The following is a 25,552-nucleotide window of genomic DNA, read 5'->3' on the forward strand; positions in this document are numbered from 1 at the left end:
CGTTGGACAATCAAAGTCCCACATAGACATATTTTGTCCCACCTACGCAAAAAAAAATTCACCCTGTTACATTTTTTATTCTAACAGGAGTGAATCCTTTATTCAACTCATCTGATGGCCTTTTTCAAAAGTAAACGCTTTCTTATATTTTCTCTTTGAATTTTGCCATACATAACAACCTCACCATCAATTTCTATAACCGGAATCATAAGGTGAAATTGTTCTAGCAAACGTTCATCTAAGTAAATATCCTTTTCAATCACCCTAAAATCAAGGTCATGCTGTAAAGCAGTTAACATTTCTTTAGCTTCTTCACATAAAGGACATGTTTTTCTTGTATATAAAACAACCTGCATCGACATCACCTTCTTTTTAATCGGATTATACATAAACCTTTCTTTGACTAGATGAAGCAATGTTTAGCTGTTCACGGTATTTAGCTACCGTTCTTCTTGATATTTTCACATCATACTGTGTTAATAACTGATTCGTGAGCTGTTGATCAGATAAAGGCTTCTTTTTATCTTCTTTTTCTACTAACTGTTTAATAAGCTCTTTTACCGTCACGACGGAGGTTTCTTCAGTGTTACCCTGTTTTAAGCTCGCTGTAAAAAACGACTTCATAGAAAAAGTTCCAAAAGGTGTTTGAATATACTTATGCGTTGTCGCTCGACTCACCGTTGACTCGTGAACGTTAATATAGTCTGCTAGTTCCTTCATCGTTAATGGTTGTAAAAAAGATGGCCCATGTTGAAAAAACCTTTGCTGCTTTTCTAGTAGTCCATGAACAATTGCGTTTAGCGTCTGTTTCCGGGTCTGAAGTCCTTTTAAAATCCATTGAAACTCTCGGTATTTTTCTTGCAAGTATGGCTTAACCGCATGATTATCTTGAAGCGTTAAACTTTGTCTATACGCATCATTAACCGATAACCGGAAGTCCAGCTCTTCATTGGCGTAAGCGACTAGCTCATCGCCCTCTTTCTTTATAATATAATCGGGAATGATAAAGCGCTCTGCTTGAGTGGCATATAGTAATCCTGGACGAGGATTCAAACGCTTAATTTGATCATGGTATTTCTGAACTTGCTCAAGCGATATGCCGCACTCTTTTGAAATTTTATTCCACTTTTTATACGCAAACTCTTGAAAATATTCTGTCAAAATTATTTCTAAGTCATCAGAAAGCTGTCCGCTTTGCTCTAGCTGTATCAGTAAACATTCCTGAAGATTTCTTGCTCCTACCCCTATAGGATCTAGCTGTTGAAGGGAATTTAGCACTATTTCCACTTCTTCCAAGGTGCAACTACATGCTTGTGCTACAAGCACTAAGTCCTCCTTTAGGTACCCATGCTCATCCAAGTTCTCAATCATATAGCAAATGATATCTTGTTCCTTCATCGTTAATTCCAAAAAAACAAGTTGACTTAGCAAATGCTCAGTTAATGTTTCTTGCTTAGAAGCAATTGAGTTTAGTAAGTCTTTATCATCATTAACACTTTGCTTATAAACTGAAGGTCTACTTGTAAATAACGGGGCATCACCAAAATCAATAAGTGGGTTTTGCATCGCTTGCTCTTGTATAAATGATGCAATATCCAGCGATGAATATTGTAAAAGAGAAATTGCCTGCGATAACTCTTTCGACATGGAAAGCTTTAAAGACTGCTGTTGAAATAAACCTACCTCCATTGTTTCTCCCTCCCACTGTTTATTCTACTTTGAACTTTGTCACTTAGCAACGCTTACAAGAAGAGTTAGAAGAAGAAATATCTCGAAACAAAGAGAGGCTGAAAAATTACTAAATGGTTTCTTCCCTAAAGACAAATACTGACTTTTCTACAGTAGTTAGGGTGTAAGAATAAGTTCGTTTCATTGCGCTCCGTTATTTTTTGTTTGCTTTCCGAACTAACAAAAAACACCCCAACTATCAACAGCTACTACTGCTGATGGTTCGGATGTATAATTAGCTGAAACGCTTACCCTTCAGCCTTTTTCTAACGGTTTATTGAATCGTATTTGCCATTTCAATAAATTTATCCGTTTGCTCAGCTGATTTAGAAAAGATTGTAATCTTAACAGGCTTTGTTCCTTTCGTTACAATAACTTGTACATTCATGTCATTAGACTTTGCTTCATACCACTCTGCATTCGCAAGCTTTCCTTCAGCTGGAACGCTTGCTTTTTGTGAAGCGTTAGGGTCAACTGCCATTGCGGTTTGCTTTACTACTTCTACTGCTTGTTTTTCGGAGATATCTGATAAAAGTTCAATACGCATAAATTGAGAGCCATCTTCTTTATACATTACCGTATCACGACCAGGCTCTTCTCCAGCTAGTTCGTAGCCTTCCAGTACTTTAATTGCATACTCTTGATTATCACTTTGAACTAATTCTTTGTCTTGAACTTCAGGATTTTCTACCGGTTGCTCTTCTTTTGGCTTTTCATTTGATACAGCATCCTTTTGTTCTTCTGCTGGCTTTGCTTCTTGCTCTTCTTTCGTTACTTCTGTTTGTTCCTTATCTTCAGGTGACTCGGTTGAAGACTTTTCGTTGGAAGGCTTTTCTTTTACATTCTCATTTGTTTTCTCTTCGACTACTGGCTCTTCTTTATCTGGTGTTACTTCGCCTTTTGACTCCACGTCATTACTTTCAGTCTCTTCTGGCTCTTTATTCGCCTGAGAATCTTTACTGTCAGACTGCTCCTCTGACACTGATGCTTCATCTTCTTGTTGAACTTGCTGAGACTTTTCTTGTGTTGATGCTTCTTCATTCGAACCACATGCGGAAAGCAACAACGCAAGAGATGCACTGACAATAAAAAACTTGTTAAGGGATTTCACAATTTTTCCTCCTTAGTTTTACTTTTCCTTATATACTTGTTTTATAGTATTCTGCCAAAATTGGCAACCGTGACAAACGAATTAACTTAGGAATTATTAGGTCTATCCACATATAAAATATACAGTTTTTACAGAACAAACAAAAAAGCGTTGCAAGTTTGCAACGCTTTAAGACGCCCTCGACAGGATTCGAACCCACCCTAAGAGAACCGGAATCTCTTGTGCTATCCACTACACTACGAGGGCATAAAATAAATCATTATTCCTATGATGACTGCTTTTATTATAGGAAAGAAAACCAATCTTTTCAAGTATACAACGTTTATTTTTAGAGCAATCGGGAAAAATTTATAGAGTACAGAAGAGGAATACATACGAGATAAAGCGAATATGTGTAAAGAACAGTTCTTTTGTTTGACCTTTATTGACCTTACATGTATTATAAGGTACATAACAAATTATTCTTGTTAAGGAGGAATTTTATATGAATCTAATTCCTACAGTTATTGAACAAACAAACCGCGGCGAGCGTGCATACGACATTTATTCACGTCTGTTAAAAGACCGTATCATTATGCTTGGAAGTGCAATTGATGATAACGTTGCAAACTCAATTGTATCACAGCTTCTATTCTTAGCAGCAGAAGACCCAGAAAAAGATATTTCACTTTACATTAACAGTCCTGGTGGATCAATTACAGCAGGTATGGCGATTTACGATACAATGCAATTTATCAAGCCAAAAGTATCAACAATTTGTATCGGAATGGCTGCTTCAATGGGTGCTTTCTTACTTGCTGCAGGTGAAAAAGGCAAACGTTTTGCATTACCAAATAGTGAAGTAATGATTCACCAACCTTTAGGTGGAGCGCAAGGTCAAGCAACAGAAATTGAAATTGCTGCTAAACGTATTCTTTTCTTACGTGAGAAATTAAATCACATTTTAGCTGAGCGCACTGGTCAACCATTAGAAGTTCTTCAACGTGATACAGATCGCGATAACTTTATGACTGCTGAACGTGCTCTTGAATACGGATTAATTGATAAAATTTTAACAAATGATCCGAAGTAATAGGAAAAACCGTCCCCGAGTAGGGACGGTTTTTTTATGCATCATTTTCTACGTAAGCACAAAGAGCTTCAACTGCTTCCTCTTCATCGCTACCTTCAGCAATTAACGTAATAACGGTGCCACGGTTTAGTGCTAAGCTCATCAACCCCATAATACTCTTAGCATTTACTACTTTTTCATCTTTCTTTAAAAATACGTCCGATGTAAAACGATTAGCCTCTTGAACAAACATGGCTGCCACTCTTGCTTGTAAGCCTGTTCTCAATTTGATTTCTACTTGTTTTTCCACTACGTTTCCCTCCCATGTCCCTTGCTTTACGTAACCGGTTGTCCAGCACGCAGTTTATCAGCAATTTCATCAATCTTGCGTAGACGATGATTAATTCCAGATTTGCTAATTTGCCCGCCAGATACCATTTCCCCTAGCTCTTTTAACGTTACATCTTGATATTCTACTCGTAAGCGCGCAATTTCTCGAAGTTTTTCAGGCAGCACTTCAAGCCCGACCGTCTCTTGAATATAACGAATATTTTCTACCTGCCGAATCGCAGCACCAATGGTTTTGTTTAAGTTCGCTGTTTCACAATTGACGAGTCGATTAACAGAGTTACGCATATCTCGTACAATACGAACGTCTTCAAAGCGTAACAAGGCGCTATGTGCACCAACAATACTTAAGAATTCTGTAATTTTCTCTGCTTCTTTTAAATAATTAATATATCCTTTTTTCCGCTCAAGTGTTTTACTGTTTAGGCCAAACGTATTCATTAATTCACAAAGCGCTTCGTTATGCTCTTTATAAAGAGAAAAGATTTCTAAATGATAAGAGGATGTCTCTGGATTATTAATCGATCCTCCAGCTAAGAATGCTCCTCTTAAATATGAACGCTTACAACACTTCTTTTTGACGAGCTCCTCTGAGATATTATGAGTAAATGTGAAGCCTTCATTTAGAATTTTTAAGTCCTCCAATAGAAATCGAGCTTTTTCTACAAGGCGAACAATATAAACATTGTTCTTTTTTAGTCTCATTTTTTTACGAACTAATAGCTCCACCGTTACGTTATACGATTTTTTTAAAAGGACATAAATTCTTCTAGCAATGGCTGCATTTTCGGTTTGCACATCCACTGTCAAGTTACGATTGGAAAATGCTAAAGATCCATTCATTCGAATTAAAGCTGAAAGCTCTGCTTTTGCACAGCAGTCTTTCACTTCTAAATTAGTAAGTTCTTTTTTTGTTTCTGAAGCAAACGACACCGTTCTCACCTCCGTTCTTTTGTCATAATAAGCTGGATCAATTGATGTTACGCCAACATATTAAAGATAAGGCGTGCTACTTTTTTCGTATCATGACGAATAACGCTACCATCGTATTGAATAATTTGTTCTTCCAACACTTCTAGCCCTAATTCAGTCAGCACTTCTCTGTCATACTCTACAGGCTGTGCCTGTTCAACTTCATAGCGCTTTTTTAACGGCGCAGGAATTGGCGCATTATTGACAATAATTGCGTCTAAGAATGCACAAGGCATATGATCATATAAAGCCTTTACGTGATCACTTGCTTTAAAGCCTAATGTTTCGCCTTGCTGCGTCATCACATTACACACATACACTTTTCTCGCTTTTGTCGTACACAGCTCATCTCGGATATCTGGAACAAGTAAATTAGGTAAGATGCTTGTATATAAGCTACCTGGACCTAATATAATTAAGTCAGCTTTACGAATTGCTTTTAACGCTTCAGCAGAAGGCTTGATATCTTCTGGAGATAAAAATACGCGCTTAATTCTTTTTCCATACTCCGGAATCTTAGACTCTCCTGTGACAATTACTCCGTCTTCCATTTCTGCATGTAGCACTACGCTCCGATTAGCTGAAGGTAATACTTTACCACGAACATTTAGCACTTTGCTCATCTCACGAATCGCATGCACAAAATCACCTGTAATAGATGTCATTGCAGCTAAAAGCAAATTCCCCAGTGAGTGACCAATCAATTCATTTCCAGTTTCAAAACGATGTTGAAACAGCTCTTCTACCAACGGCTCAACATCAGATAATGCCGCTAACACATTTCGAATATCACCAGGAGCGGGAATCTCTAGCTCATCTCGAAGCCTCCCAGAACTTCCGCCGTCGTCAGCAACCGTTACAATTGCTGTAATATCAAGAGGATATTCTTTCAATCCCCTTAATAATACAGGCAACCCTGTTCCTCCTCCAATGACAACGACTTTTGCAGGCTGTTCACTATTCATCTATATTTTTCCTTCCTCTTCTCGATGTCTCGATGAGAAATATGTGTTTTATAGTCTTTTTCAAAGTGATGGCCGATATGTTCAGCCAAAGTAACCGAGCGGTGTTGACCACCCGTACAGCCAATCGCGATGACAAGTTGACTTTTCCCTTCACGTTTATACTGCGGTAGCATAAATGTTAAAAGATCAAGCACTTTTTCAACAAACTTCTGCGTTTCGCTCCATTTCAACACATAAGAAGAAACTTCTTCTTCAAGTCCTGTTTTTGGCCTCATATGATCAATATAGTGCGGGTTTGGCAGAAAGCGAACATCAAAAACAAGGTCCGCATCGATTGGCACCCCATACTTAAATCCAAATGACATAACGTTCACTGTAAAAACAGGTGAAGCATGTGAAGCAAACTGCGTAAGAATTTTCTCTCGCAGTTCTCTTGGTTTTAAGTCAGAGGTTTCATAAATTAACTGAGCACGTCCTTTTAGCTCCTCTAATAGCTCACGTTCCATACTAATACCTTCTAACGGTAATCCAGAAGGAGCAAGAGGATGTGAACGCCTTGTTTCTTTGTATCTTGTTACAAGAACAGAGTCTTTGGCATCTAAAAAGAGGATTTGAGGCATAACCCATGTTGTTTCACTCATATTATCTAGAGCTTCAAATAAGCTATCAAAGAATTCTCGTCCTCTTAAATCCATAACAAGCGCTACTTTGTTCATCTTATTTCCAGATTCTTTCATAAGTTCAAGGAACTTAGGTAATAGCGTTGGGGGAAGATTGTCCACGCAAAAAAAACCTAAATCTTCAAAACTTTGAATCGCCACTGTTTTTCCTGCACCTGACATTCCAGTAATAATAACTAATTGAATATCGCTTACAGATCCAGTACTCATTTGTTTACCCCCTATTAAAACCGAAATTTTTCATTGTTTATCCAAATAAATCATTAGCAAGGATCGATTCGATAAGACAATAATTCAAAATCAGTCGTGTATGTAAAATTACCATAGATTACACCAGACCCTTTTGCCACGTAATCAATAATATGGTGATCTCCTGGTGCCATTGGTAATTCACTAACATCATTTAAATTATGCCAACCTAGCTTTCCTTCTTCTGATTCTAGCACATTTGTCCCATCAAAGTCGGTAGCAAAAAAAGTAAACATCATCCACTCGGATGCAATTTTATCATTTTCTTTCATTGTAAATGTAAAAATACCTTTTACAGTTGGATTCTTCAGGTAGATGCCTGTTTCTTCACGAAATTCTCGAACAACAGAATCCTTTACAGATTCCCCTTGTTCCATTTTTCCACCGGGAGCTACCCACCAATTCCGCCTTGGCTTTTGAAGTAATAGCACTTTTCCATCTTTCACTAATACACAATTCGTAACTCGTTGCATCTTTCCACCTCTTCTTCTCTTCACTTTTCTGTCTATCATTATACTACGAAACAAACAACCCTCACAACGAAGACACTTATTTAATACTAAATTTTCTGAAAATATATGTCGATAGTGCAAAAAATAGTCCAAAAAAAAAGGCCTAGGAACAAGTCCTACGCCCGTCAAATTTACTTTTTTATAAAAGGGGGTCAATTACTATTTATATAATACCCCATAAACATTGCACGTACGTTACAAATACTTTAAAACAGAATAACTTTTTGTAAAGATGCACGTAACAAATTAGTTAACGGCTTTTAACTTTTCTTTCAGTTCTTCAATATAGTGTTGAGCTGCTTGGGCAGCAATACTTCCATCACCTGTTGCTGTAACGATTTGACGAAGTGCTTTTTCACGAACATCACCAGCAGCAAAAATTCCTGGGACACGCGTTTCCATTTGCTCGTTCGTTTCAATATAACCTTCAGCATTTGTGATGTTTAAGCCTTCAAACGGCTTTGTTAAAGGAACCATGCCAATATAAATGAATACGCCGTCAGCTCCAAATTCTTGTTCTTCACCAGTTTGGGTATTCACAAGCGTTACGCTGCCTACTTTACCGTCTTTTTCGTTCACTTCTTTTACAGTGTGATTCCAGATAAAGTCTACTTTCTCATTATCAAATGCACGCTGTTGTAAGATTTTTTGAGCACGAAGCTCCTCGCGACGGTGAACAATCGTTACTTTTGTTGCAAAGCGTGTTAAATAAACGCCCTCTTCAACAGCAGAGTCTCCTCCACCAACAACGACAAGCTCTTTTCCTTTAAAGAAAGCTCCGTCACATACTGCACAGTAAGAAACACCGCGTCCGCCTAATTCTTTTTCACCAGGAGCACCTAATTTTTTGTACTCTGCACCTGTTGCGATAATAATAGCGCGCGCTTTGTATTCTTTTTTGCCAGCTACAACCGTCTTATATTCTTCACCTTCAATAATTTCTTTAATGTCACCATATGCATATTCAGCACCGAATTTTTTCGCATGTTCAAACATTTTATTTGAAAGATCTGGACCTAGAATATGGTCATATCCAGGGTAGTTTTCTACGTCTTCTGTATTTGCCATTTGACCACCAGGAATTCCTCGTTCAATCATTAATGTTGATAAATCCGCACGAGACGTATATACAGCAGCAGTCATTCCTGCTGGACCAGCTCCAATAATAATGACATCATAGATTTTTTCTTCTGTCATTGAGTAACACTCCTTTTAGGAATCTATTCATATTTTTTTGATTAATTTTATCCTAATACGCTAACGACACTACCGTCTATTTTTTTGCTCAACTCAGCAGGTTATTTACGATTTTAACGTATTTGCGTACCGTTGATAAAGAAATACTATATAGGTGAGCTATCTTTGCCTGAGAAACAGCTTGTTGCTCTTGCTTTTGGTAACAATAAGTCGCTGCAGATGCCCATCCATTTACATTAACATGGTCCCATTTAGCAGCCTTTGTATTGTTCAACTCTACATATATGTTAAACCAAAACTGAATGATACCAGCTGCCTCTACTTCGGATTCAATTTCAGCTTGGATTAAATCTGCAATTTCAAACATGACATGCTGCTTGTTCTGCCATACATACGTATATACTTCATCAAGTAACGAACTTGTATGTATGTATGGTTTAATTTTTTCTAATAGAAGCAGCCGTTCTTTATCGGGAAGTTTCTTGGCCATGTACAGGCTATACAGCTGATCATGAATATGTGTACTTTCACATTTCTCTTGAGCAACAACATCGATTTCAGAATAAAAACGACGATTATTCTTCTCGTTAAATTGCCAAGGAGCTTCCAACTTTACTGTCGAACCTGAATCTCCAACATTTTTCCATATATCCTTAGCAAACTGTTCAAATCCTACATGATAAGCAGCGTAAGAAAGCCAATAGTGAAAAGAAGAGTCTGCTTGAAACCCTTTTTTATATAGCCCCTTTAACCACCTATATGCCAACTTGTATTCTCCAACAAGAGCAAACGTCGATCCTAGTTTATATTGATGCTCAAGAGATAAAGGGTACACGCAGCTTAATTGTTTAATCAAATGATTCACAGCGGCCTGATTATGTCCGTAATAATGAAACACCAATTGATTACACAAAGCATGTAGATTTCCAGGATTTCTTTCTAACACTTCATCTAATAAGCTAATAGCTTTATTTGTTTGATTAAGATAAAAATGAGCTAATGCTAAATTATTGTAAGCTGACCAAAACTCAGGATAGTCCCGAATAATTTCTTCTAGTAGATGAATGGCTTTTTCAAACTGAGCATCTTGCAGCAACTGTTTTGCCTGCTCCTGTTTTAAAATAAGCGCATCTTCCTCATATTCTTCATCTGATTCTAAGTCAATGGAAAGGAGGTCTTCAAGCTCTTCCGCTTCCTCTAGGAGCTCCCCAGTTTCATCTTCTTGTAAATAACATTGAACGTATTTATAGGCTTCTTGAAATAATCCAAGATGCGCAAAATTGTTCGCAATTACATAGTAACAATTGACCATTGTAGAATCCAAATCGTTGATAATATGAAGTAATAATTCATTTGATTCTTTATAGTCACCTAACTCATTTAAAATAGTGGCTAGCTGATATAAAATTAACGGCTCATCTCGGTCCAACTCTGATGCTCGTTGAAGGTATCGTTTTGCTTTATATAAATCTTTGTATTGATATGCTTTAAGTGCTTTTTCAAAATATTCTTCTCCCGTTTTGAAAAACGGAATTACCTTTGCTTTCTTCTCGTGCACTTTTGAGTTTTTTCTCATTAAGTCCTCCGATAAGTCCATGATTTCAACGTTGGTAGTATATCATAGTTTGGAGCTTACGGTAACACCTGTATTCTCAAACTTTTAAAGGCACTATTACAAACTTTAATAAAAGATCAACAGTTTATTACACCTCTAAAAGCTCAAAAGAAGATAGCAAAAAAGCTATCTTCTAAAATAAAGTAATATCATGTAGCGCTTATTTCTTAATGTCTCTTCTTACTTATCTATATTTTTCGTCATTTTTTATTTAATGCATTAAAAGAAATTAACTTAATCATTGCTGACATAAAGTGAATGGCTATTATTGTATAAAGTTGAGAGGCTTTCTAATTACTAATTTTACCTATTCTCTAACGTTTTAAGCTACTGAATAGATAATAGAGAATTTTTCTTTCCCTAGTGTTTATGTTAATTATTATTTATCTCATTAATTAGATTAGTCCTTATTCTAATTTTAGCGCATCATGTTAAATTCTTTAATATTATAAATTGAAAAATCTAGGCAAAAACAAGCTGATTTGTGGAAAGTAAGTAACTAACAAAAGAATAATAAATATTGATGCATAAAATGGCATAAGTGGTTTTATCACTTCTTCGATTTCTACTTTGGCGACCTTACATCCTACAAAGAGTGGACTTCCCACCGGAGGAGTAATACTCCCAATACAAAGATTAAACACCATCACAATTCCAAAATGAACAGGATCCATACCAATGTTCTCTACAACCGGTAATAGAATTGGGGTGAAAATTAAAATTGCTGGTGTAACATCTATTCCAGTTCCCACAATTATCAAGATTAAGTTTATAATAAGTAAGACAAGAATAGGGTTATCGGTAATTTGTAAAATTCCATCAGTAATTGCTGATGGAATACCTGCAAAAGTAAGTACTATAGACAAGACTGCAGAAGTTCCTATCATTAACATAATAACAGCTGTTATTTCTACCGTTTCTATTAGCATTTTAGGAAGCTGTTTAATTTGAAAATTTTTATAACACACAGATAAAAACCAAGCATATGCTACTGCTATCGCTGCTCCTTCAGTTGCTGTAAATACACCTGCAGTAATACCGCCAAGTACAATAATAACCAGTAATAAACTTGGTATTGCGTCAAGAAACACTTTAAACTTTTCACTAAATTTTACTTTTGAAGCAATTGGATAGTTATTCTTTTTGGCAATAAAGTAGGCAACAAGTATTAAAGATAATCCCCATAAAATCCCTGGTATGTAACCTGCCATAAATAATGCTGCTATCGATGTTCCACCACTAACTAAAGAGTAAATAATCATGAGGCTGCTTGGTGGAATAATCATGCCTGTTCCAGAGGAAGCAATATTTACAGCTGCCGAATATGCTCGATTATACCCTTCCTTTTCTTGTAACGGCGTCATAACCCTGCCAATAGCGGCGGCAGAAGCGGTAGAGGATCCTGAAATTGCACCGAATAACATATTACCAAAAATATTTGTATGAGCTAATGAACCAGGTAATCGACCACTAAGCAACTTTGCAAAATTAATTAACCGTAGAGCAATACCTCCTGAATTCATAATAATACCTGATAATACAAAAAAAGGAATAGCTAATAATGAAAAGATATCAAGTCCCGTAACCATTTTTTGAGCAGCTGTAAAAATGGTTACTTCAAAAGGAAAGATTACTAACATTGTTATAATTGAGGAAGCTGCAATGCTAATTGAAATGGGGACCCCTAAAAATATGAGAAGAAAGGAAGTTACTAATAATATAACGCCTACTTCTAAAGCCATATCCATTCACTCCTTTTTAAATTGAAAGAAAATATAAAATACTTTTTAAATATTCAGATTATTAATTTTATCCTTCTGTATATCTTTTGATTTCTGTTTATTAATGAACTCGTACAAACTTATAATGCTATATACAATTGTCAACGCTCCCGATAAAGGTAATGAAAGGTATACATACCCCATAGAAATCCCTAATACTGGAGAAATTTGCCCCAATGTCATCATGACTACTTTTGTACCTCCTAAAACCATAACTATGGCAGCAAATAATATTAAAACAAGTTCTATAAAAACATTGACTGCATAATGAGCTTTATTTGGGAGTCTCTTCACAAAGAACCCAATTGCTAGATGTCCTTTTCTTCCAAAAACATATGCTGTTCCCAACATAGATACCCATATTAACAAATAACGCAACAATTCTTCCGAAAATGTACTAGGTGAATTTAAAATATACCTTGAAAAAACTTGCCATATCACTAAAAGAACCATTATTAACATTAAGGAACATGTAAAAAATGTGATTGATCCATCCAATATTTTCTTTATTTTTTGCATTTTATCCCCCTAAATCAAAGAATTTAAAAACTATATTGAAGAATGGATAACGTAAGTTGATTCAAAGACAAAAATCAATCTTCTACTTCTCAGCAACTTCCCTTATCTTCTTATAGTATTTTCTTGTAGATTCTTTTCTCTGAAATTCTATATGCAAGGGTTGAACAGCTTTTCGGAAAGAAGTTAGGTCAGGTTTATTAAAGTGAACACCATCTTTTCTGGCTTGTTCAATAGCTTTTTCAGTTTCTTTAGCCCAGATTTTCTTTTGAAATTCTGTAGATTGTTTTGCAGCCTCACTTATTGCCTCTTTCTGTTCTTGATTTAACTTTTCCCATGTGTTTAAACTAATAATTAAAATATCTGGTACAATTGTATGCTCAGTATAAGTGAACTCTTTTGCTACTTCACTATGATTGGTACTTATTAAATTTAATTCACTATTTTCTGCACCATCAATAACACCTTGTTGGAGTGCTGCGTACACCTCACCGTAAGCAATAGGAGTAGGTGAACCTTTTAGTAATTCAAGCATTTTAATTTGAGTGGCACTTGATTGTACCCGTATTTTTAAACCTTTTAAATCGTTTGGATGCATAATAGGTTTATTGCTTGTATATATACTTCTTGCGCCAGCATCATAATAAGTTAAGCCTATGAACCCAACTTTTTTAGTAACTTGATACAATTCTTTGGCAATATTGCTATCCATTACTCTAAAAAAGTGTTCTTTATTATCAAATAAATAGGGTAGGCTAAAAATAGAATACGCTTCTGCGAAACTTTCTAACGAACCTCCTCCTATTTTAACTATGTCAATGGCACCAGATTGCGTTAATTCAATAACCTCACGCTCTGAACCAAGCTGACTATTTGGATATATTTGAACTTTTAGAGATCCGTTTGTTTTCTCTTCTAGATCTTTTGAGAATTCAATCAACGCTCTATGCACAGGGTGATCTTCATTATGAGCATGAGCTAACTTTAGGACTGTGACATCTGAATCCTTAAGGTTTTTTTCACCGCAACCTGTAAGCGCTATCATAATGAGAATTAACAAAAAAATTTTTTTCATAAAATCCCTCCCTATAAAACAATTGAACTATAAAATACATATAGAAACCTCTAATTTAAAAGGATTTTAAACTCGAATAACTTGCCATTTTATAAATTTTATGACTTGATGGATTCGTTAAGCTACACCAAAGTCTTAAAATTAAGAATTTGACAAGTTATTCCTTCAGATAATAATTGATTTTATTAGTATCCAAATACATTAATTTAACTGTTACTTCCTTTTGCTTCTTTACGTTATTTTGATTTATACAAAAGTCTAATATTTTTGGTTAATCTAAAATATTTGTCGTCTTTTTCGTTTAAGTTTACTAAAAATTAAATACTAATATTTTCAGATGAATTTGTATTTTTAGAACTTGCTCTGTAATTTTTCACATTCTCGTATAAACCCTTTTTTACTGTATTCTTCAATTGTTTCTTGATCGTAACCAAGTTCCTTTAAAATTTCTTCTGTATGTTCGCCAAGTCGTGGTGGTAATTTTCTTAACTCTAAAGTTTCGCCATTATATCTCACTGGATGCGCAAGTAACCTTACTTTCCCTGCGGTAGGATGATTAAAATCAATAATACTCTTATTCCATTGTAATTGTGGATCAGACTCAACCTGTTCATAATCATTAACTAATGAACACCAAATTTCATTTATTTGAAACAATTCATACCAATATTCTGTTGTATGTTTCTTTATATGTTGAGCTGTTCTAGCATTAATTTCTTCACGTTTATCAAATTGGTCATTCCTGTCCCATTCTAAAAACTTTTCATCATTAAACACTTTAGCTAGTTTATCTGTTGGTGTTAAAGACAAGCAAATATAACCATTTTGAGTCTCAAAAATACCATAAGGTGCTTGATGAAACCTCGATGAAATTCCTGACTGACTTCTATCGTATAGATTAAAGCCGTTTAAATGATAATTAAATGGTTCAATCTGTAGATCTAATGCAGCATTTAAAAGGTTGCTCTCTACTTTTTTTCCTTTGCTTGTAAAGGTACGCTCGTAGAGTGCACCAACTATTCCCAATGCTCCTAGAACTGCTGCATGTTGATCAATAATAGCACTACCAACCAAAGTAGGAGGCTGATCTTTTCCACCATTCAATTGAGCTAAACCACTCATTGCCTGAAGAAGAAGATCTTGGCCTGGACGATCTCGATAAGGACCGGTAGAACCAAAACCTGAGAACGAAGCATAAATTATGGAAGGATTTATTTTTAAAACATCTTCATACCCAAACCCTAGCCTTTCCATAACACCCGGTCGAAAATTTTCTACAATTACATCAGCCTCACGTATCATCTTAAAAATAATTTCCTTACCTTCATCCGTACGAATATCAAGGCTTAAACTACGTTGATTCCTACCCGCTAATAAATAAAATACACTTTCTTCATTCAGAAAAGCATTAATTCCTGACCAATGTCGTTCATAAGCTCCTTTAGGTGATTCTATTTTAATAACATCTGCTCCCATATCAGCTAAGAATTGTACTGCAGACGGCCCCTGTAAGAAATGCGTAAAGCTTAAAACTTTAACATTTTGCAACATATTGTTATCCCCTCAAAATATATTTTCATTAACAAACATTTCATTGACTTTTCATTCGAATAAAATCTCAAAATAAAACATTATATTAATAAAATATCTAACAAAAATAATGCCTAGCAGCCTAATTTGTGAATTAGTCATAAGGTATTGATACTAATGTTTAAAAATGTAACTAGGGTTTGAGTCTGAATATAAATAGTTATACTTGGAGAATTGGTGATATAGCTATATCACCGACATTTAAATAATGAGCGTCTCGCCGACTAGCTTGATACATATCATGGTTCCACTAAATCTGTACAAAGTTTATGTTAGTTACACTCTAGAAATAAATGTAACTAATATAACCGCATTTGCCTCACTTATAAGGAAAAAGTTCATTTATTTCTAGAGGAAAAAATAGGAATTTCATAAATTATATTTTGGAATATTGCGATTTTTATATCCAGTTGTTGACTAATATCAATCATTTCTGGGTCAGATAAATCTCTTTTCTTCGCTAATTCATACATATTTTGACGGCACTCATCTATACTCTCCATTAAATCTAATGCTCTCTTTATAATCATTAACTCATCACCTTTTTACTCTATTTAATATGTTTAATTATGAAAGAGAATATATTCTGTTGTTCAACAGAAACCTTTATACAGAATTCGACACACCAGCAAGGTTAAGGAATGAATTCATTCGGTATACAGCAAATTCTGGATCCATTAATAATCCAGCTTGATCTGCAAGAACAAATAATTTTGCTAAATGTGGTACAGATCTGGCACTCTCCAGTCCTCCCAACATACGGAAATGTTTCTGGTGCCCGTTCAAATAGGCTAAAAACACAATGCCGGTCTTATAGTAGTAGGTAGGCGCTTGGAAAATGTGGCGTGATAAAGGTAATGTACTATCCAAAATAGCTCTATACTCTTGTTTATTACCTCGATCCAGAGCCTGAATTGCGGTCGATGCTGCCGGAGCAATCGCATCAAAAATACCTAACAATGCATGACTATATCCAGTTTCATCTCCCTGGATTAACTCTGGATAATTAAAGTCGTCTCCTGTATACATTTTAACTCCTTTAGGCAAGATACGACGCATTTCAATTTCACGCTGGGCATCAAGTAGAGATATTTTAATACCGTCCACTTTTTCTTTATTATCTCTAATGACATTTAGGCACACCTCCATCGCACTATTTAAATTCTTATAGCCCCAATAGCCTGAAAGTGAAGGATCAAATGCCTCTCCCAACCAATGAAGAATTACTGGTTTTTTAACTTGTTTTAAGATATCACTATATACATCATAATAATCATCTGGGCTAGTTGCACATGCAGCAAGAGCTCGACTCGCCATTAATATAACTTGTCCCTCATACTTTTCAATAAACTCACATTGTTCTAGATATGCTTCCTTTACTTGAGACAATGTAATCCTTGAAATATTTTGAAGCTGATCTGTTCCCGCGCCGCAAGCAATTCCCCCTCTAACTGACTTTGCCTCTTGAAGAGAACGAGTAATTAATTCTCTTGTATTATTCCAGCCAAGACCCATTCCACGTTGTGCTGTATCCATGGCCTCTGCTACTCCTAAACCAAGTGACCAAAGGTATCTACGATAATTAAGAGTTCCTTCCCAATCAATCGCTGCTTCTTCCATAGGACTATTATCAATAAACGGATCACATACTACGTGTGCAGCTGAATACACAACTCTACTCTTTAATGGACTAGTTGGCTTTGGATAAAATTTAGGTTCACTAGTCTGGTAATTATAAACTTGTCCATTTTCATCTGGTAACATTAACTTAATCATAGTTGCCCCCTCAATATTGGTCTTCTTTGCTATTGTGCGACATTGCTAATGGATTTTTTTACTGACGCATATTTTATTATTAGTTTCACTCTCTTATTATTTCCAATATCTCTTTGTATGTTTTACTTTAACTTCCCTGTACGCTCTTGTTCCCAATGATCTACGATACCAGCAGGAGCATATACATAGAGAATAGTTAAATCTTCTGTTCCTATATTTACAAGACTGTGTTCAATATTGGGCGGGATATATACTACACTAAAGCCTTCCACATTTTTTGTTTCTTGCCCAACCGTTATGATACCTTTTCCTGATAAGATAATATAAATTTCTTCATTCGAATGTGAGTGCAACGGGATTTTCCCATCAGGAAAAATAACTGAGTGACCCGTAACAAAGTGCTGTGCTTTTAAATCACCCTTCCCTACAAGTACCTTTGAATGACGTCCCGCTGGGAAAATTTCACCTTCAATATCTTCTAACTTAATTAAATGCACGTTATTTACTCTCCATTTCTACTTATTTAACTATCTATTAAATGCTCGAAATTAAAACTCTATCGTAATTTTGTTGGCTTTACTTTCTTTGCTGTAAGCTATCTTCATTGCTTCTTGAATCTCTTTGAAAGGTACAATATGGTTAGTTATTGAGTCTAGTTTAAACCTTTTAGTCGCAATTAGATTAATAGCGCGCTCCCAGACTCTTGCACTTGCTATATTTCCGTAAATCCTTAAATCCTTTGCAATAATCTGAGAGGTAGGTACTTCTGCATTCTCGTGATATAATCCTAAAAGAGAAATTTGCCCACCTAAACTAGCTAACTTAATAGAGAGGTTAAGTAGTGATGGTACACCTGCAGCTTCAATTACAGCATTCACACCTTTCCCTTTAGTCTTATTAAAGATATATTTCTCTAAATCCTCACCTGTTAAGGAAGTAACATCGTCACACCCTCCGATAATTCCTTCACGCAGACGGCCATGGTTTGTATCTACTCCAATAATGGTTGTGGCTCCCATGCTTTTTGCTAATTGGCATACCATTAATCCGATAGGTCCTAATCCAAAGACAAGAACACTTGCACCCGTAATATTCTCAATCTTATCCAGAGAGTAAAGCGCAATAGTGAGTGGTTCCACTAAAGCCCCTTCTCTATAAGACATAGAGGAGGGAAGAAGATGAACTCCCCTTTCAGGTATAGTCAAGTACTCCGCAAACGCCCCTGACTTCCCTATAATCCCCACTCTAATACGATCAGGGCACAAGTTATTCTTTCCCTGTAAGCAAAAGTTACATACACCACATCCGATATGACATTCTCCTGTAACACGATCTCCAACCTTTACCTTTTTAACTTTTCCGCCTACTCTTACTACTTCTCCAGACCATTCGTGCCCAGGAATAATAGGAAAAGATAGATTTCCTTCTTTTATATAGGAGATGCTGCCATCATAAATTTTCAAGTCTGTTCCACATATTCCAGCATATTTAACCTTAATGAGCACCTCATTTTCAGTTGGAATTGGGATTGGCATTTCAGTCATTTTTATTGAATGTGGTGCTATTACCTTCGCAGCCTTCATTGTTTTCATATCCTCATCTCCCTTATTTTCCAAGTTGAATGAGAACGATATTTCTGCCACTAGCAGAACCTCCCTATACTCCCTTTATCAACTCATGCAATTTGACTTCCTCTCCAGATTCGGAAGACTTATTAATTGCATGAAGAAGCTGAAATGCTTTTCTTGCTTCTTCACTTGTCACAAGGGGCTTTCTTCCTTGGTCAAGAGCTTCTAGAAAATCTTGATATTGAGCTCCAATCGATTGAATAGAAACCTGTCCAGGATCAGCAACTGTTTCTTTTTTATCTGTAACTAATACCTTCTCATGTTTGTCTAACTTTGATTGATAAAACACTACTTCATCACCTTCAATTGTTAATGACCCTTCTGTACCAAGGATATCCAATCTTGCTGGGTAACCAGGGAAAGCACTTGTAGTGGCACTAATAACTCCTAAGCTCCCACTCTGAAACTTAAGACAAGCCATTGCCGTATCCTCTACATCAATCGTTTGATGAAAAATTCGGTCAGTATAGGCTTTTACTGAGTCTACTTCCCCCATTATCCAAAGCATAAGATCAATTGTATGAATAGCTTGGATAGCAAGTACTCCTCCGCCTGCTAATTCTCTAAACCCTCTCCACGAATCATAGTAATTAGGATCTCGGTACCAGTTTACGATACAATTAGTACCAATAACTCTTCCAAGTTTCCCACCTTTAATTTTATCTCTTAAAAAAGTAGTAGCTTGATCAAAACGATGTTGGGATATAACTGAAAAAAGTATTCCACTTTGCTCACATAATTTAATGTAAGTATCAATTTTTTCTAAACTTGTACCAATTGGTTTTTCTGCCAAAATATTTTTTTTATATCGCACACATAATTGTATTAAATCATTATGATACCCAGGCGGTGTTAGTAAAACTACAACTTGTATGTCCGGGTCAGAAATTAGCTCTAGATTGTTACTATATACCTTACATCCATATTGTTGAGACACACTTTTGGCTTTTTTAGAATCATGGTCTGCTACACCAATTAACTTCATAAGATGATTAGCTTGAATTGCTTCAAAGTGTGCTTTTGAAATTGTACCGCACCCTATTACTCCAACATTTACAATTTTCGACATTATATCTCCCTCATTCACTTCCATCTTCTTGTTATAGCCTTAAAATGAAGCTTATATCTTATAAACTGAAACCGTTTTACTATTATTTTAATCTTTATTCACTTATATATTTTAATAATTATTATTTAAAATAGTATATCGGTATCTCTTTGAAATGAGACGATCTATTACTGCTATTCTAAACCATGTTTTAATTCATTATCATCGCTTTCTCTTTATATTCTTTCATAATGCTTCGACTAACAATCATTCTATGAATTTGAGACGTACCGTCATAAATTTGACATATTTTAGCATCTCTCATAAACCTTTCTACTGAGTATTCCTTGCTGTATCCATATCCGCCAAAAATTTGGACAGCATTCGTTGTATGACGCATTGCGTTATCAGAGCAGAAATATTTAGCCATAGAAGATTGTTTTGTAAAAGGTAACCCTGAATCTCTTAGCTGCGCAGCACGATAAAGCAGTAGACGTCCAGCATCAATTTCAGTTTCCATTTCTGCAAGCATAAAACCTACCCCTTGAAAGTTACCAATTGGCTTTCCAAATTGCTCCCTGTTTGCTGCATAAGATGCAGCAGCCTCAAACGCAGCCCGTGAAAGCCCCAAAGATAAAGCTGCAATGTCTAAGCGGGTTCCATCTAACCCTGCCATCATAATTTTAAAGCCCTGTCCTTCTTCACCAAGCATGTTTTCTTCTGGTACAACACAATTATCAAAGAATAGCTGACTAATAGGAACTCCATGCTGTCCCATCATATAATCTTTTGGGCCAGCTGAAAAACCAGGCATATCTTTTTCAACGATGAAACACGTTAATCCATGCACACCTTTTGACTTATCCGTTACGGTTAAAACAATCGTCATATCTGCAACAGGACCCAGAGTAATAAAAGATTTTGTACCATTCAAAATCCAATTATCACCTTTCTTTACAGCAGTTGTTTTAATATTTGCTGCATCTGAACCTGCTCCTGGTTCTGTAATAGAAAACGATCCAATTTTTCTACCACTACTTAAGGTTGGTAACCACTTATCCTTTTGCTCTTCTGTTCCAAATTGATGAATTAAAGCAAGATGGAGTCGAACAGCACCAATTACATTACATACAGCTGCACTGACTTTTGCAATCTCTTCATTACTCATAACAGCCGTTAAAGTACCACTATTAATTCCTCCTACTTCTTCCGGTAGTTCCATTCCTAATATTCCAAGTTCACCAGCTTTTTGAATAATATCAGGGAAAAATTCATCTTTCTCTTCAATTTCTTTAGCTCTAGGAGCTACCACTTCCGTTGCAAATGTTTTTACTAGTTGACGAATTTCTTTCATGGAATCTGTAAGTTGAAAATCCATTATTAGCACCTCTTTTATGGGATATTTAATAGTTATCATAGATATTGACATTCACTATACTAAAGTTTTGCATATAACGTACTTGTAGCAAGTATTACTTAAATTTATAAGGACCTTTCTAAAATCTCAACTAAGTCGAGCGTTTGAACCTGATGTTCCATTTCTTTTGCTTTTATACCGTCATTGATCATCGTTGAGCAGTAAGAACAGCCTGTACTAATAAGTGTCGGGTTAATTTCAAGAAGTTGTTCAGTTCTCGCTATATTGATACGAGTCCCTTTATCTTCCTCCATCCACATGAGTCCCCCACCTGCACCGCAGCACATTGAATTTTCTCTGTTCCTCTCAGGTTCAATGACCTTTAAACCTGGAATCGATTTTAAAATTTTGCGTGGCGCATCATACACATTGTTGTAGCGCCCTAAGTAACAAGAATCATGATAAGTAACCACTTCATTTACTTTATTCTTCGGTGTTAATTTTCCTGATTCGATTAATTTAGCCAATAATTCGGTATGATGATATACTTCTGCTTCCAGACCAAACTCGGGATATTCATTTTTAAATGTGTTAAAAGCATGTGGGTCAGTTGTAACAATTTTCTTTACTTGATACTTTTTAAAGGATTCAATATTTGCAACTGCTAATTCTTGATATAAAAATTCATTTCCTAGACGACGAGGCGTATCTCCAGAATTTTTTTCTTCATTTCCAAGAATGGCTACCTTAACATTAGCTTTATTTAGAACGCGAGCGAAAGATTTTGTAATGTTTTGACTACGTTTATCATAAGACCCCATCGATCCAACAAAGAATAAATAATCAAACTCTTCTCCATTCTTTTTCAATTCGCTTACGGTTGGAATCTTTATTGAATTAGCTATGCTTTCACGCCAATTCATTCTTTCATTACGATTAATCCCCCATGGATTTCCTTGACGTTCAATATTAGTCATTGCACGCTGGGCATCAGAGTTCATTTTCCCTTCTGTTAGAACAAGGTAACGACGCAAGTCAATAATTTTGTCAACGTGCTCATTCATTACAGGGCATTGATCCTCACAATTGCGACAAGTAGTACATGCCCAAATTTCTTCTTCTGTAATAATATCGCCTATTAAGCTAACATTCTCTTTAGTTGCAGCTACCTCTAGGAAACTATGCCCTTTAGAATTTAATGGGCTTTTCATCGATTTATTAAAAGCAAAGGCTGGTACCCATGGATCCCGAGATGTAATAGCAGCTCCCTTTTCTGTTAGATGATCTCTCATCTTCAGTATAAGATGCATAGGAGATAATGTTTTTCCAGTTTCTGAGGCTGGGCACATATTAGTACAACGTCCACATTCAGCACACGCATATAAATCAACTAATTGATTTTGAGTAAAATTTTCAATCTTTCCAACACCAAACTCTTCAATATTTGTAGCTTCAAAATCAATTTTTTTTAATTTCCTACCAGGTCCACTTTTCTTCAGAAAGACATTAAGCATGGCGAATAGTTCATGAGCCTGTTTCGATTGTGGAACAAATAACATAAAAGAGAAGACGGTTATCATGTGAATCCACCAAAAAATATGAAATAATACAGTTCCTGCGGTTGCCCCAATTCCAGCAAAAGTTAATAAGATAATCCCTGAAAATGGAGCATAAGCGAGATTTGGTTGATGCCCTAGCATAATTGCTTCAAAACCTAAGCAAAGTAATATAGATATAGTTAAAACAAATAAAGCAATAATAACAAAGGCTGCTTTTCCATCACGTTTCCATTGTAATCGCTTTAATTTTTCAACATACCGACGATAAAAAGCATATATGACAGCTAACATCATGAGGAATGTCGTCCATTCCTGAAGAAAGCTAAAATACTTGTGTGCTTCTCCCAAAGGAAACTCATACCCTTTTATAAATCCCTTTATAATAAGTTCTATGAGTCCTATTTGGATAATAAAAAAGCCGTAAAATAATATGAGATGCATATAACCGCTTTTCTTATCTTTAAATAATTTTCTGTGACCAAAAATATTTACTAATACCGTGTTTAATCGCTCTTTAAGGTTAGGTTTAAACTCTGTTTTTTCTCCTAGTTTTATAAACAAATATCTAGTGTATACGAGGTTAAAAAACAAATATATTACATACCCAGTCACAGCGAGAAAAACAAGCAAATTTAATAATAAAAACATCTTTTTATCCCTCCTTATTGATTCTTAGCCGTTTTTTTCATTGGGATCTGAGTATAATTTAAGACATCTTTAATAATTAACGTTATCTATTTATTATACTGCAGCTATTGTAATCTTTTTGAATTCTTCGGTTAACATTGGAACTACATCGAATAAGTCCCCTACAATGCCATAGTCAGCTATATCAAAAATTGGCGCTTCTGGGTCTTTATTTATCGCTACAATTATTTTAGAATTTGACATACCTGCTAAGTGCTGAATAGCCCCAGAAATACCACAGGCGATATATAAGTCTGGCGTCACTACTTTACCTGTTTGCCCGATTTGTAAAGAATAATCGCAATATTCAGCATCGCATGCTCCCCTTGATGCACCTATCGCACCGCCTAATACATCTGCAAGATTTTGAAGTAAATTAAACCCTTCTGGTGATTTTAAACCACGCCCTCCTGCAATTACTACTTTTGCTTCAGTAAGGTCTACTCCTTCTGAGGTTTTACGTATCACTTCTTTTATAACTGTACGAAGATTATTAACCTCTACCTTGAAATCTACTTTTTTTATACTCCCTTCGTTTTGTAAAGGAATGATGTTATTAGGACGAATGGTTGCAAATTGAATACCTTCTACAAATTTTCTTCGCTCAAGTGCTTTTCCAGCATAAATGGGCCGTGTAAAAGTAATATCCTCACCTTCCCTTTGCACATCAATAACATCAGATACAAGTCCCAGACTAAAGAAAGAGGCGATACGAGGTGAAAGATCTTTACCAATTGCAGTATGTGGCATTAAGATTACATCAGGCTTTATCTCCTCAATTACTTGACATAAAGCCTGAAAATAGGCATCTGTAGTATAAACATCTAATTCTTCATTGGTTACTGTGTATATTTCACTTGCTCCATACTTACCAAGCTCTTCCGTATGCTTTTCCATATCATTGCCAAAAGCGACAGTAACTACTTCTTGTCTATCAGTAATACGGTTTGCAGCAGTTAAAACTTCTAGAGATACATTGCGTAATTTGTTGTCTTTTGTCTCTACTATTGCTAATACTTTTTTGCTCATATTTTTCTCCCCCTTACATTAAATAACTTTTTCTTTATTATTAAGAATATTTACAATCTGTTTAACCTGTTCTTCAATCTCTCCACTCAGGATATAACCAGCTTCTTTTTTAGGAGGTAAAAAAGTTGTGGTGACAACAGTTCTTGGCAATTCGTTATTGAAATTTAGGTCTTCTAGCTCTAGGTGTTCCAATGGCTTTTTCTTGGCTTTCATGATACCGGGCAAAGATGGGTATCGGGGTTCATTTAGCCCTTGTTGTGTAGATACAAGTAAAGGCAATAAAACTTCAATACTTTCAATATCACCTTCTACATCACGTTTAATGTATGCCTTTTTATCATTGATTTCCAAGTTGGTAATTGCAGTCACCTGGGCAATCTTAAGTTCTTCTGCTAAACGCGGACCTATCTGACCAGATCCATTATCAACAGCCATATTCCCACAAAGAATAATGTCATACTCACGGTCTTTTATTACAGCTGCTAGGATTTTCCCAACGCTGAATTCATCTAACGCAACGTCGCCGCTGTTTACTAATACTGCTTTGTCAGCTCCCATTGCAAGAGCTGTGCGAAGGGCACTCTCTGCGCGCTCTGGACCCAATGTTATGACAGTGACTTCACCTCCGTGTTGTTCTTTTAACCTAACTGCTTCTTCAACTGCATATTCATCATACGGATTAACAACAAATTCAGCTTCTTCTTCCACGATTCTTTCATTTATTATGTTAATTTTTTCCTCTGTATCAAACGTCTGTTTCACTAGTACTAAAATGTTCATTTTTAACCTCCTAAGGGATCAATAGTAAACCGGTATCTTATTTTATATAATAAAAATAACAGACTATTTTGTCAATGATTTTTGTTGAATAGTTTAATTTTCAATAAATCATTTCAGAAAAATAGTATATCGGTTTCCTATATAAAAATCTCCTCTATTGCTTAATAGATTTACCTCATTGGATAAAGTTATTAAGCGTATCAAGAAACAAGCTATTATTTAACCATAAGATTATAAATTTGCATTCTATAGTAAAATAATCATCATACAATATTGAAAGTTTTTATTTTAAATTTTC

At 35.6% G+C, this 25,552-nt stretch carries 24 protein-coding genes and 1 tRNA gene; 1 reads left to right on the forward strand and 24 read right to left on the reverse strand.

What is annotated here, in order from left to right; all coding sequences use genetic code 11:
* Positions 1–107: 107 nt before the first annotated feature.
* From NIZ91_19880 to NIZ91_19895, 4 genes are all read right to left on the reverse strand, one after another.
* Positions 108–356, reverse strand: coding sequence for a glutaredoxin family protein (locus NIZ91_19880; protein USY54931.1), 249 nt, complete (start codon positions 354–356; stop codon positions 108–110).
* Between the two features lie 25 nt (positions 357–381).
* A complete protein-coding gene (gene rpoN / locus NIZ91_19885) occupies positions 382–1,689 on the reverse strand; it encodes an RNA polymerase factor sigma-54 (protein ID USY54932.1) in 1,308 nt (435 codons plus the stop codon).
* A gap of 313 nt (positions 1,690–2,002) precedes the next feature.
* Positions 2,003–2,839 carry a hypothetical protein gene (locus NIZ91_19890; GenBank protein ID USY54933.1) on the reverse strand — a complete coding sequence of 279 codons (837 nt, stop codon included), beginning with the start codon at positions 2,837–2,839 and terminating at the stop codon, positions 2,003–2,005.
* A 174-nt stretch (positions 2,840–3,013) separates the two neighbouring features.
* Positions 3,014–3,085, reverse strand: a tRNA-Arg gene (locus NIZ91_19895).
* A 238-nt stretch (positions 3,086–3,323) separates the two neighbouring features.
* On the opposite strand from NIZ91_19895, the gene clpP reads away from it, so the two are divergent.
* On the forward strand, positions 3,324–3,911 hold the full coding sequence (clpP, locus tag NIZ91_19900; protein ID USY54934.1) for an ATP-dependent Clp endopeptidase proteolytic subunit ClpP: 588 nt from the start codon (positions 3,324–3,326) through the stop codon (positions 3,909–3,911).
* Between the two features lie 34 nt (positions 3,912–3,945).
* Here the strand turns inward: clpP and NIZ91_19905 are convergent, their stop codons facing one another.
* From NIZ91_19905 to NIZ91_20000, 20 genes are all read right to left on the reverse strand, one after another.
* Entirely contained in the window at positions 3,946–4,143 is a 198-nt protein-coding gene (locus NIZ91_19905; protein ID USY57245.1) for an HPr family phosphocarrier protein, read from the reverse strand.
* An 83-nt stretch (positions 4,144–4,226) separates the two neighbouring features.
* Positions 4,227–5,171, reverse strand: a complete 945-nt coding sequence (gene whiA, locus NIZ91_19910) for a DNA-binding protein WhiA (GenBank protein USY54935.1) — start codon at positions 5,169–5,171, stop codon at positions 4,227–4,229.
* Positions 5,172–5,218: 47 nt separating this feature from the next.
* Positions 5,219–6,175, reverse strand: coding sequence for a YvcK family protein (locus tag NIZ91_19915; GenBank protein ID USY54936.1), 957 nt, complete (start codon positions 6,173–6,175; stop codon positions 5,219–5,221).
* The gene (rapZ, locus tag NIZ91_19920) at positions 6,172–7,065 is read right to left on the reverse strand and encodes an RNase adapter RapZ (GenBank protein ID USY54937.1); all 894 of its coding nucleotides are present in this window, start codon (positions 7,063–7,065) and stop codon (positions 6,172–6,174) included. Before rapZ ends, NIZ91_19915 begins: the two co-directional genes overlap by 4 nt.
* 53 nt (positions 7,066–7,118) lie before the next feature.
* Positions 7,119–7,577 (reverse strand): 8-oxo-dGTP diphosphatase, encoded by a 459-nt coding sequence (locus tag NIZ91_19925; protein ID USY54938.1) that lies wholly within the window; start codon positions 7,575–7,577, stop codon positions 7,119–7,121.
* A gap of 285 nt (positions 7,578–7,862) precedes the next feature.
* Complete coding sequence (trxB, locus tag NIZ91_19930) at positions 7,863–8,813, reverse strand: thioredoxin-disulfide reductase (protein ID USY54939.1); 951 nt, start codon at positions 8,811–8,813, stop codon at positions 7,863–7,865.
* Between the two features lie 88 nt (positions 8,814–8,901).
* Positions 8,902–10,389 (reverse strand): tetratricopeptide repeat protein, encoded by a 1,488-nt coding sequence (locus NIZ91_19935; GenBank protein ID USY54940.1) that lies wholly within the window; start codon positions 10,387–10,389, stop codon positions 8,902–8,904.
* Positions 10,390–10,874: 485 nt separating this feature from the next.
* On the reverse strand, positions 10,875–12,170 hold the full coding sequence (locus tag NIZ91_19940) for a TRAP transporter large permease (protein USY54941.1): 1,296 nt from the start codon (positions 12,168–12,170) through the stop codon (positions 10,875–10,877).
* Between the two features lie 45 nt (positions 12,171–12,215).
* Positions 12,216–12,728, reverse strand: coding sequence for a TRAP transporter small permease (locus tag NIZ91_19945; GenBank protein ID USY54942.1), 513 nt, complete (start codon positions 12,726–12,728; stop codon positions 12,216–12,218).
* Between the two features lie 82 nt (positions 12,729–12,810).
* A complete protein-coding gene (gene dctP / locus NIZ91_19950) occupies positions 12,811–13,800 on the reverse strand; it encodes a TRAP transporter substrate-binding protein DctP (GenBank protein ID USY54943.1) in 990 nt (329 codons plus the stop codon).
* Between the two features lie 351 nt (positions 13,801–14,151).
* Positions 14,152–15,351, reverse strand: a complete 1,200-nt coding sequence (locus tag NIZ91_19955; GenBank protein ID USY54944.1) for a CoA transferase — start codon at positions 15,349–15,351, stop codon at positions 14,152–14,154.
* Between the two features lie 377 nt (positions 15,352–15,728).
* Positions 15,729–15,920 carry an aspartyl-phosphate phosphatase Spo0E family protein gene (locus tag NIZ91_19960; protein ID USY54945.1) on the reverse strand — a complete coding sequence of 64 codons (192 nt, stop codon included), beginning with the start codon at positions 15,918–15,920 and terminating at the stop codon, positions 15,729–15,731.
* Between the two features lie 76 nt (positions 15,921–15,996).
* Positions 15,997–17,166 carry a dihydrodipicolinate synthase family protein gene (locus NIZ91_19965; GenBank protein ID USY54946.1) on the reverse strand — a complete coding sequence of 390 codons (1,170 nt, stop codon included), beginning with the start codon at positions 17,164–17,166 and terminating at the stop codon, positions 15,997–15,999.
* 122 nt (positions 17,167–17,288) lie between these two features.
* Positions 17,289–17,663, reverse strand: coding sequence for a dimethylsulfonioproprionate lyase family protein (locus tag NIZ91_19970; GenBank protein USY54947.1), 375 nt, complete (start codon positions 17,661–17,663; stop codon positions 17,289–17,291).
* Between the two features lie 51 nt (positions 17,664–17,714).
* The gene (locus tag NIZ91_19975; GenBank protein ID USY54948.1) at positions 17,715–18,758 is read right to left on the reverse strand and encodes an alcohol dehydrogenase catalytic domain-containing protein; all 1,044 of its coding nucleotides are present in this window, start codon (positions 18,756–18,758) and stop codon (positions 17,715–17,717) included.
* Positions 18,759–18,822: 64 nt separating this feature from the next.
* Positions 18,823–19,863 carry a Gfo/Idh/MocA family oxidoreductase gene (locus NIZ91_19980; GenBank protein USY54949.1) on the reverse strand — a complete coding sequence of 347 codons (1,041 nt, stop codon included), beginning with the start codon at positions 19,861–19,863 and terminating at the stop codon, positions 18,823–18,825.
* Positions 19,864–20,053: 190 nt separating this feature from the next.
* A complete protein-coding gene (locus NIZ91_19985) occupies positions 20,054–21,220 on the reverse strand; it encodes an acyl-CoA dehydrogenase family protein (protein ID USY54950.1) in 1,167 nt (388 codons plus the stop codon).
* 104 nt (positions 21,221–21,324) lie between these two features.
* A complete protein-coding gene (locus tag NIZ91_19990; protein ID USY54951.1) occupies positions 21,325–23,406 on the reverse strand; it encodes a heterodisulfide reductase-related iron-sulfur binding cluster in 2,082 nt (693 codons plus the stop codon).
* 93 nt (positions 23,407–23,499) lie between these two features.
* On the reverse strand, positions 23,500–24,474 hold the full coding sequence (locus tag NIZ91_19995) for an electron transfer flavoprotein subunit alpha/FixB family protein (protein ID USY54952.1): 975 nt from the start codon (positions 24,472–24,474) through the stop codon (positions 23,500–23,502).
* A gap of 18 nt (positions 24,475–24,492) precedes the next feature.
* Positions 24,493–25,254: an electron transfer flavoprotein subunit beta/FixA family protein gene (locus tag NIZ91_20000; GenBank protein ID USY54953.1), complete on the reverse strand. Its 762-nt coding sequence runs from the start codon at positions 25,252–25,254 to the stop codon at positions 24,493–24,495.
* Positions 25,255–25,552: the final 298 nt, after the last annotated feature.

The sequence above is a fragment of the Bacillus sp. 1780r2a1 genome (assembly GCA_024134725.1).
In the GTDB taxonomy this organism is placed as follows: domain Bacteria; phylum Bacillota; class Bacilli; order Bacillales; family Bacillaceae_H; genus Priestia; species Priestia aryabhattai_A.

Coding starts and splice junctions, on each gene's coding strand:
- rpoN (USY54932.1), bottom strand. CDS start 1,689: ATGGAGGTAGGTTTATTTCAACAGCAGTCTTTAAAGCTTTCCATGTCG.
- NIZ91_19960 (USY54945.1), bottom strand. CDS start 15,920: ATGATTATAAAGAGAGCATTAGATTTAATGGAGAGTATAGATGAGTGC.
- NIZ91_19940 (USY54941.1), bottom strand. CDS start 12,170: ATGGCTTTAGAAGTAGGCGTTATATTATTAGTAACTTCCTTTCTTCTC.
- NIZ91_19915 (USY54936.1), bottom strand. CDS start 6,175: ATGAATAGTGAACAGCCTGCAAAAGTCGTTGTCATTGGAGGAGGAACA.
- NIZ91_19985 (USY54950.1), bottom strand. CDS start 21,220: ATGGATTTTCAACTTACAGATTCCATGAAAGAAATTCGTCAACTAGTA.
- NIZ91_19925 (USY54938.1), bottom strand. CDS start 7,577: ATGCAACGAGTTACGAATTGTGTATTAGTGAAAGATGGAAAAGTGCTA.
- NIZ91_19990 (USY54951.1), bottom strand. CDS start 23,406: ATGTTTTTATTATTAAATTTGCTTGTTTTTCTCGCTGTGACTGGGTAT.
- NIZ91_19980 (USY54949.1), bottom strand. CDS start 19,863: ATGTCGAAAATTGTAAATGTTGGAGTAATAGGGTGCGGTACAATTTCA.
- clpP (USY54934.1), top strand. CDS start 3,324: ATGAATCTAATTCCTACAGTTATTGAACAAACAAACCGCGGCGAGCGT.
- NIZ91_19955 (USY54944.1), bottom strand. CDS start 15,351: ATGTTGCAAAATGTTAAAGTTTTAAGCTTTACGCATTTCTTACAGGGG.
- NIZ91_19945 (USY54942.1), bottom strand. CDS start 12,728: ATGCAAAAAATAAAGAAAATATTGGATGGATCAATCACATTTTTTACA.
- NIZ91_20000 (USY54953.1), bottom strand. CDS start 25,254: ATGAACATTTTAGTACTAGTGAAACAGACGTTTGATACAGAGGAAAAA.
- NIZ91_19905 (USY57245.1), bottom strand. CDS start 4,143: ATGTTTGTTCAAGAGGCTAATCGTTTTACATCGGACGTATTTTTAAAG.
- NIZ91_19965 (USY54946.1), bottom strand. CDS start 17,166: ATGATTAAGTTAATGTTACCAGATGAAAATGGACAAGTTTATAATTAC.
- NIZ91_19995 (USY54952.1), bottom strand. CDS start 24,474: ATGAGCAAAAAAGTATTAGCAATAGTAGAGACAAAAGACAACAAATTA.
- NIZ91_19935 (USY54940.1), bottom strand. CDS start 10,389: ATGAGAAAAAACTCAAAAGTGCACGAGAAGAAAGCAAAGGTAATTCCG.
- dctP (USY54943.1), bottom strand. CDS start 13,800: ATGAAAAAAATTTTTTTGTTAATTCTCATTATGATAGCGCTTACAGGT.
- NIZ91_19975 (USY54948.1), bottom strand. CDS start 18,758: ATGAAAACAATGAAGGCTGCGAAGGTAATAGCACCACATTCAATAAAA.
- rapZ (USY54937.1), bottom strand. CDS start 7,065: ATGAGTACTGGATCTGTAAGCGATATTCAATTAGTTATTATTACTGGA.
- trxB (USY54939.1), bottom strand. CDS start 8,813: ATGACAGAAGAAAAAATCTATGATGTCATTATTATTGGAGCTGGTCCA.
- NIZ91_19880 (USY54931.1), bottom strand. CDS start 356: ATGCAGGTTGTTTTATATACAAGAAAAACATGTCCTTTATGTGAAGAA.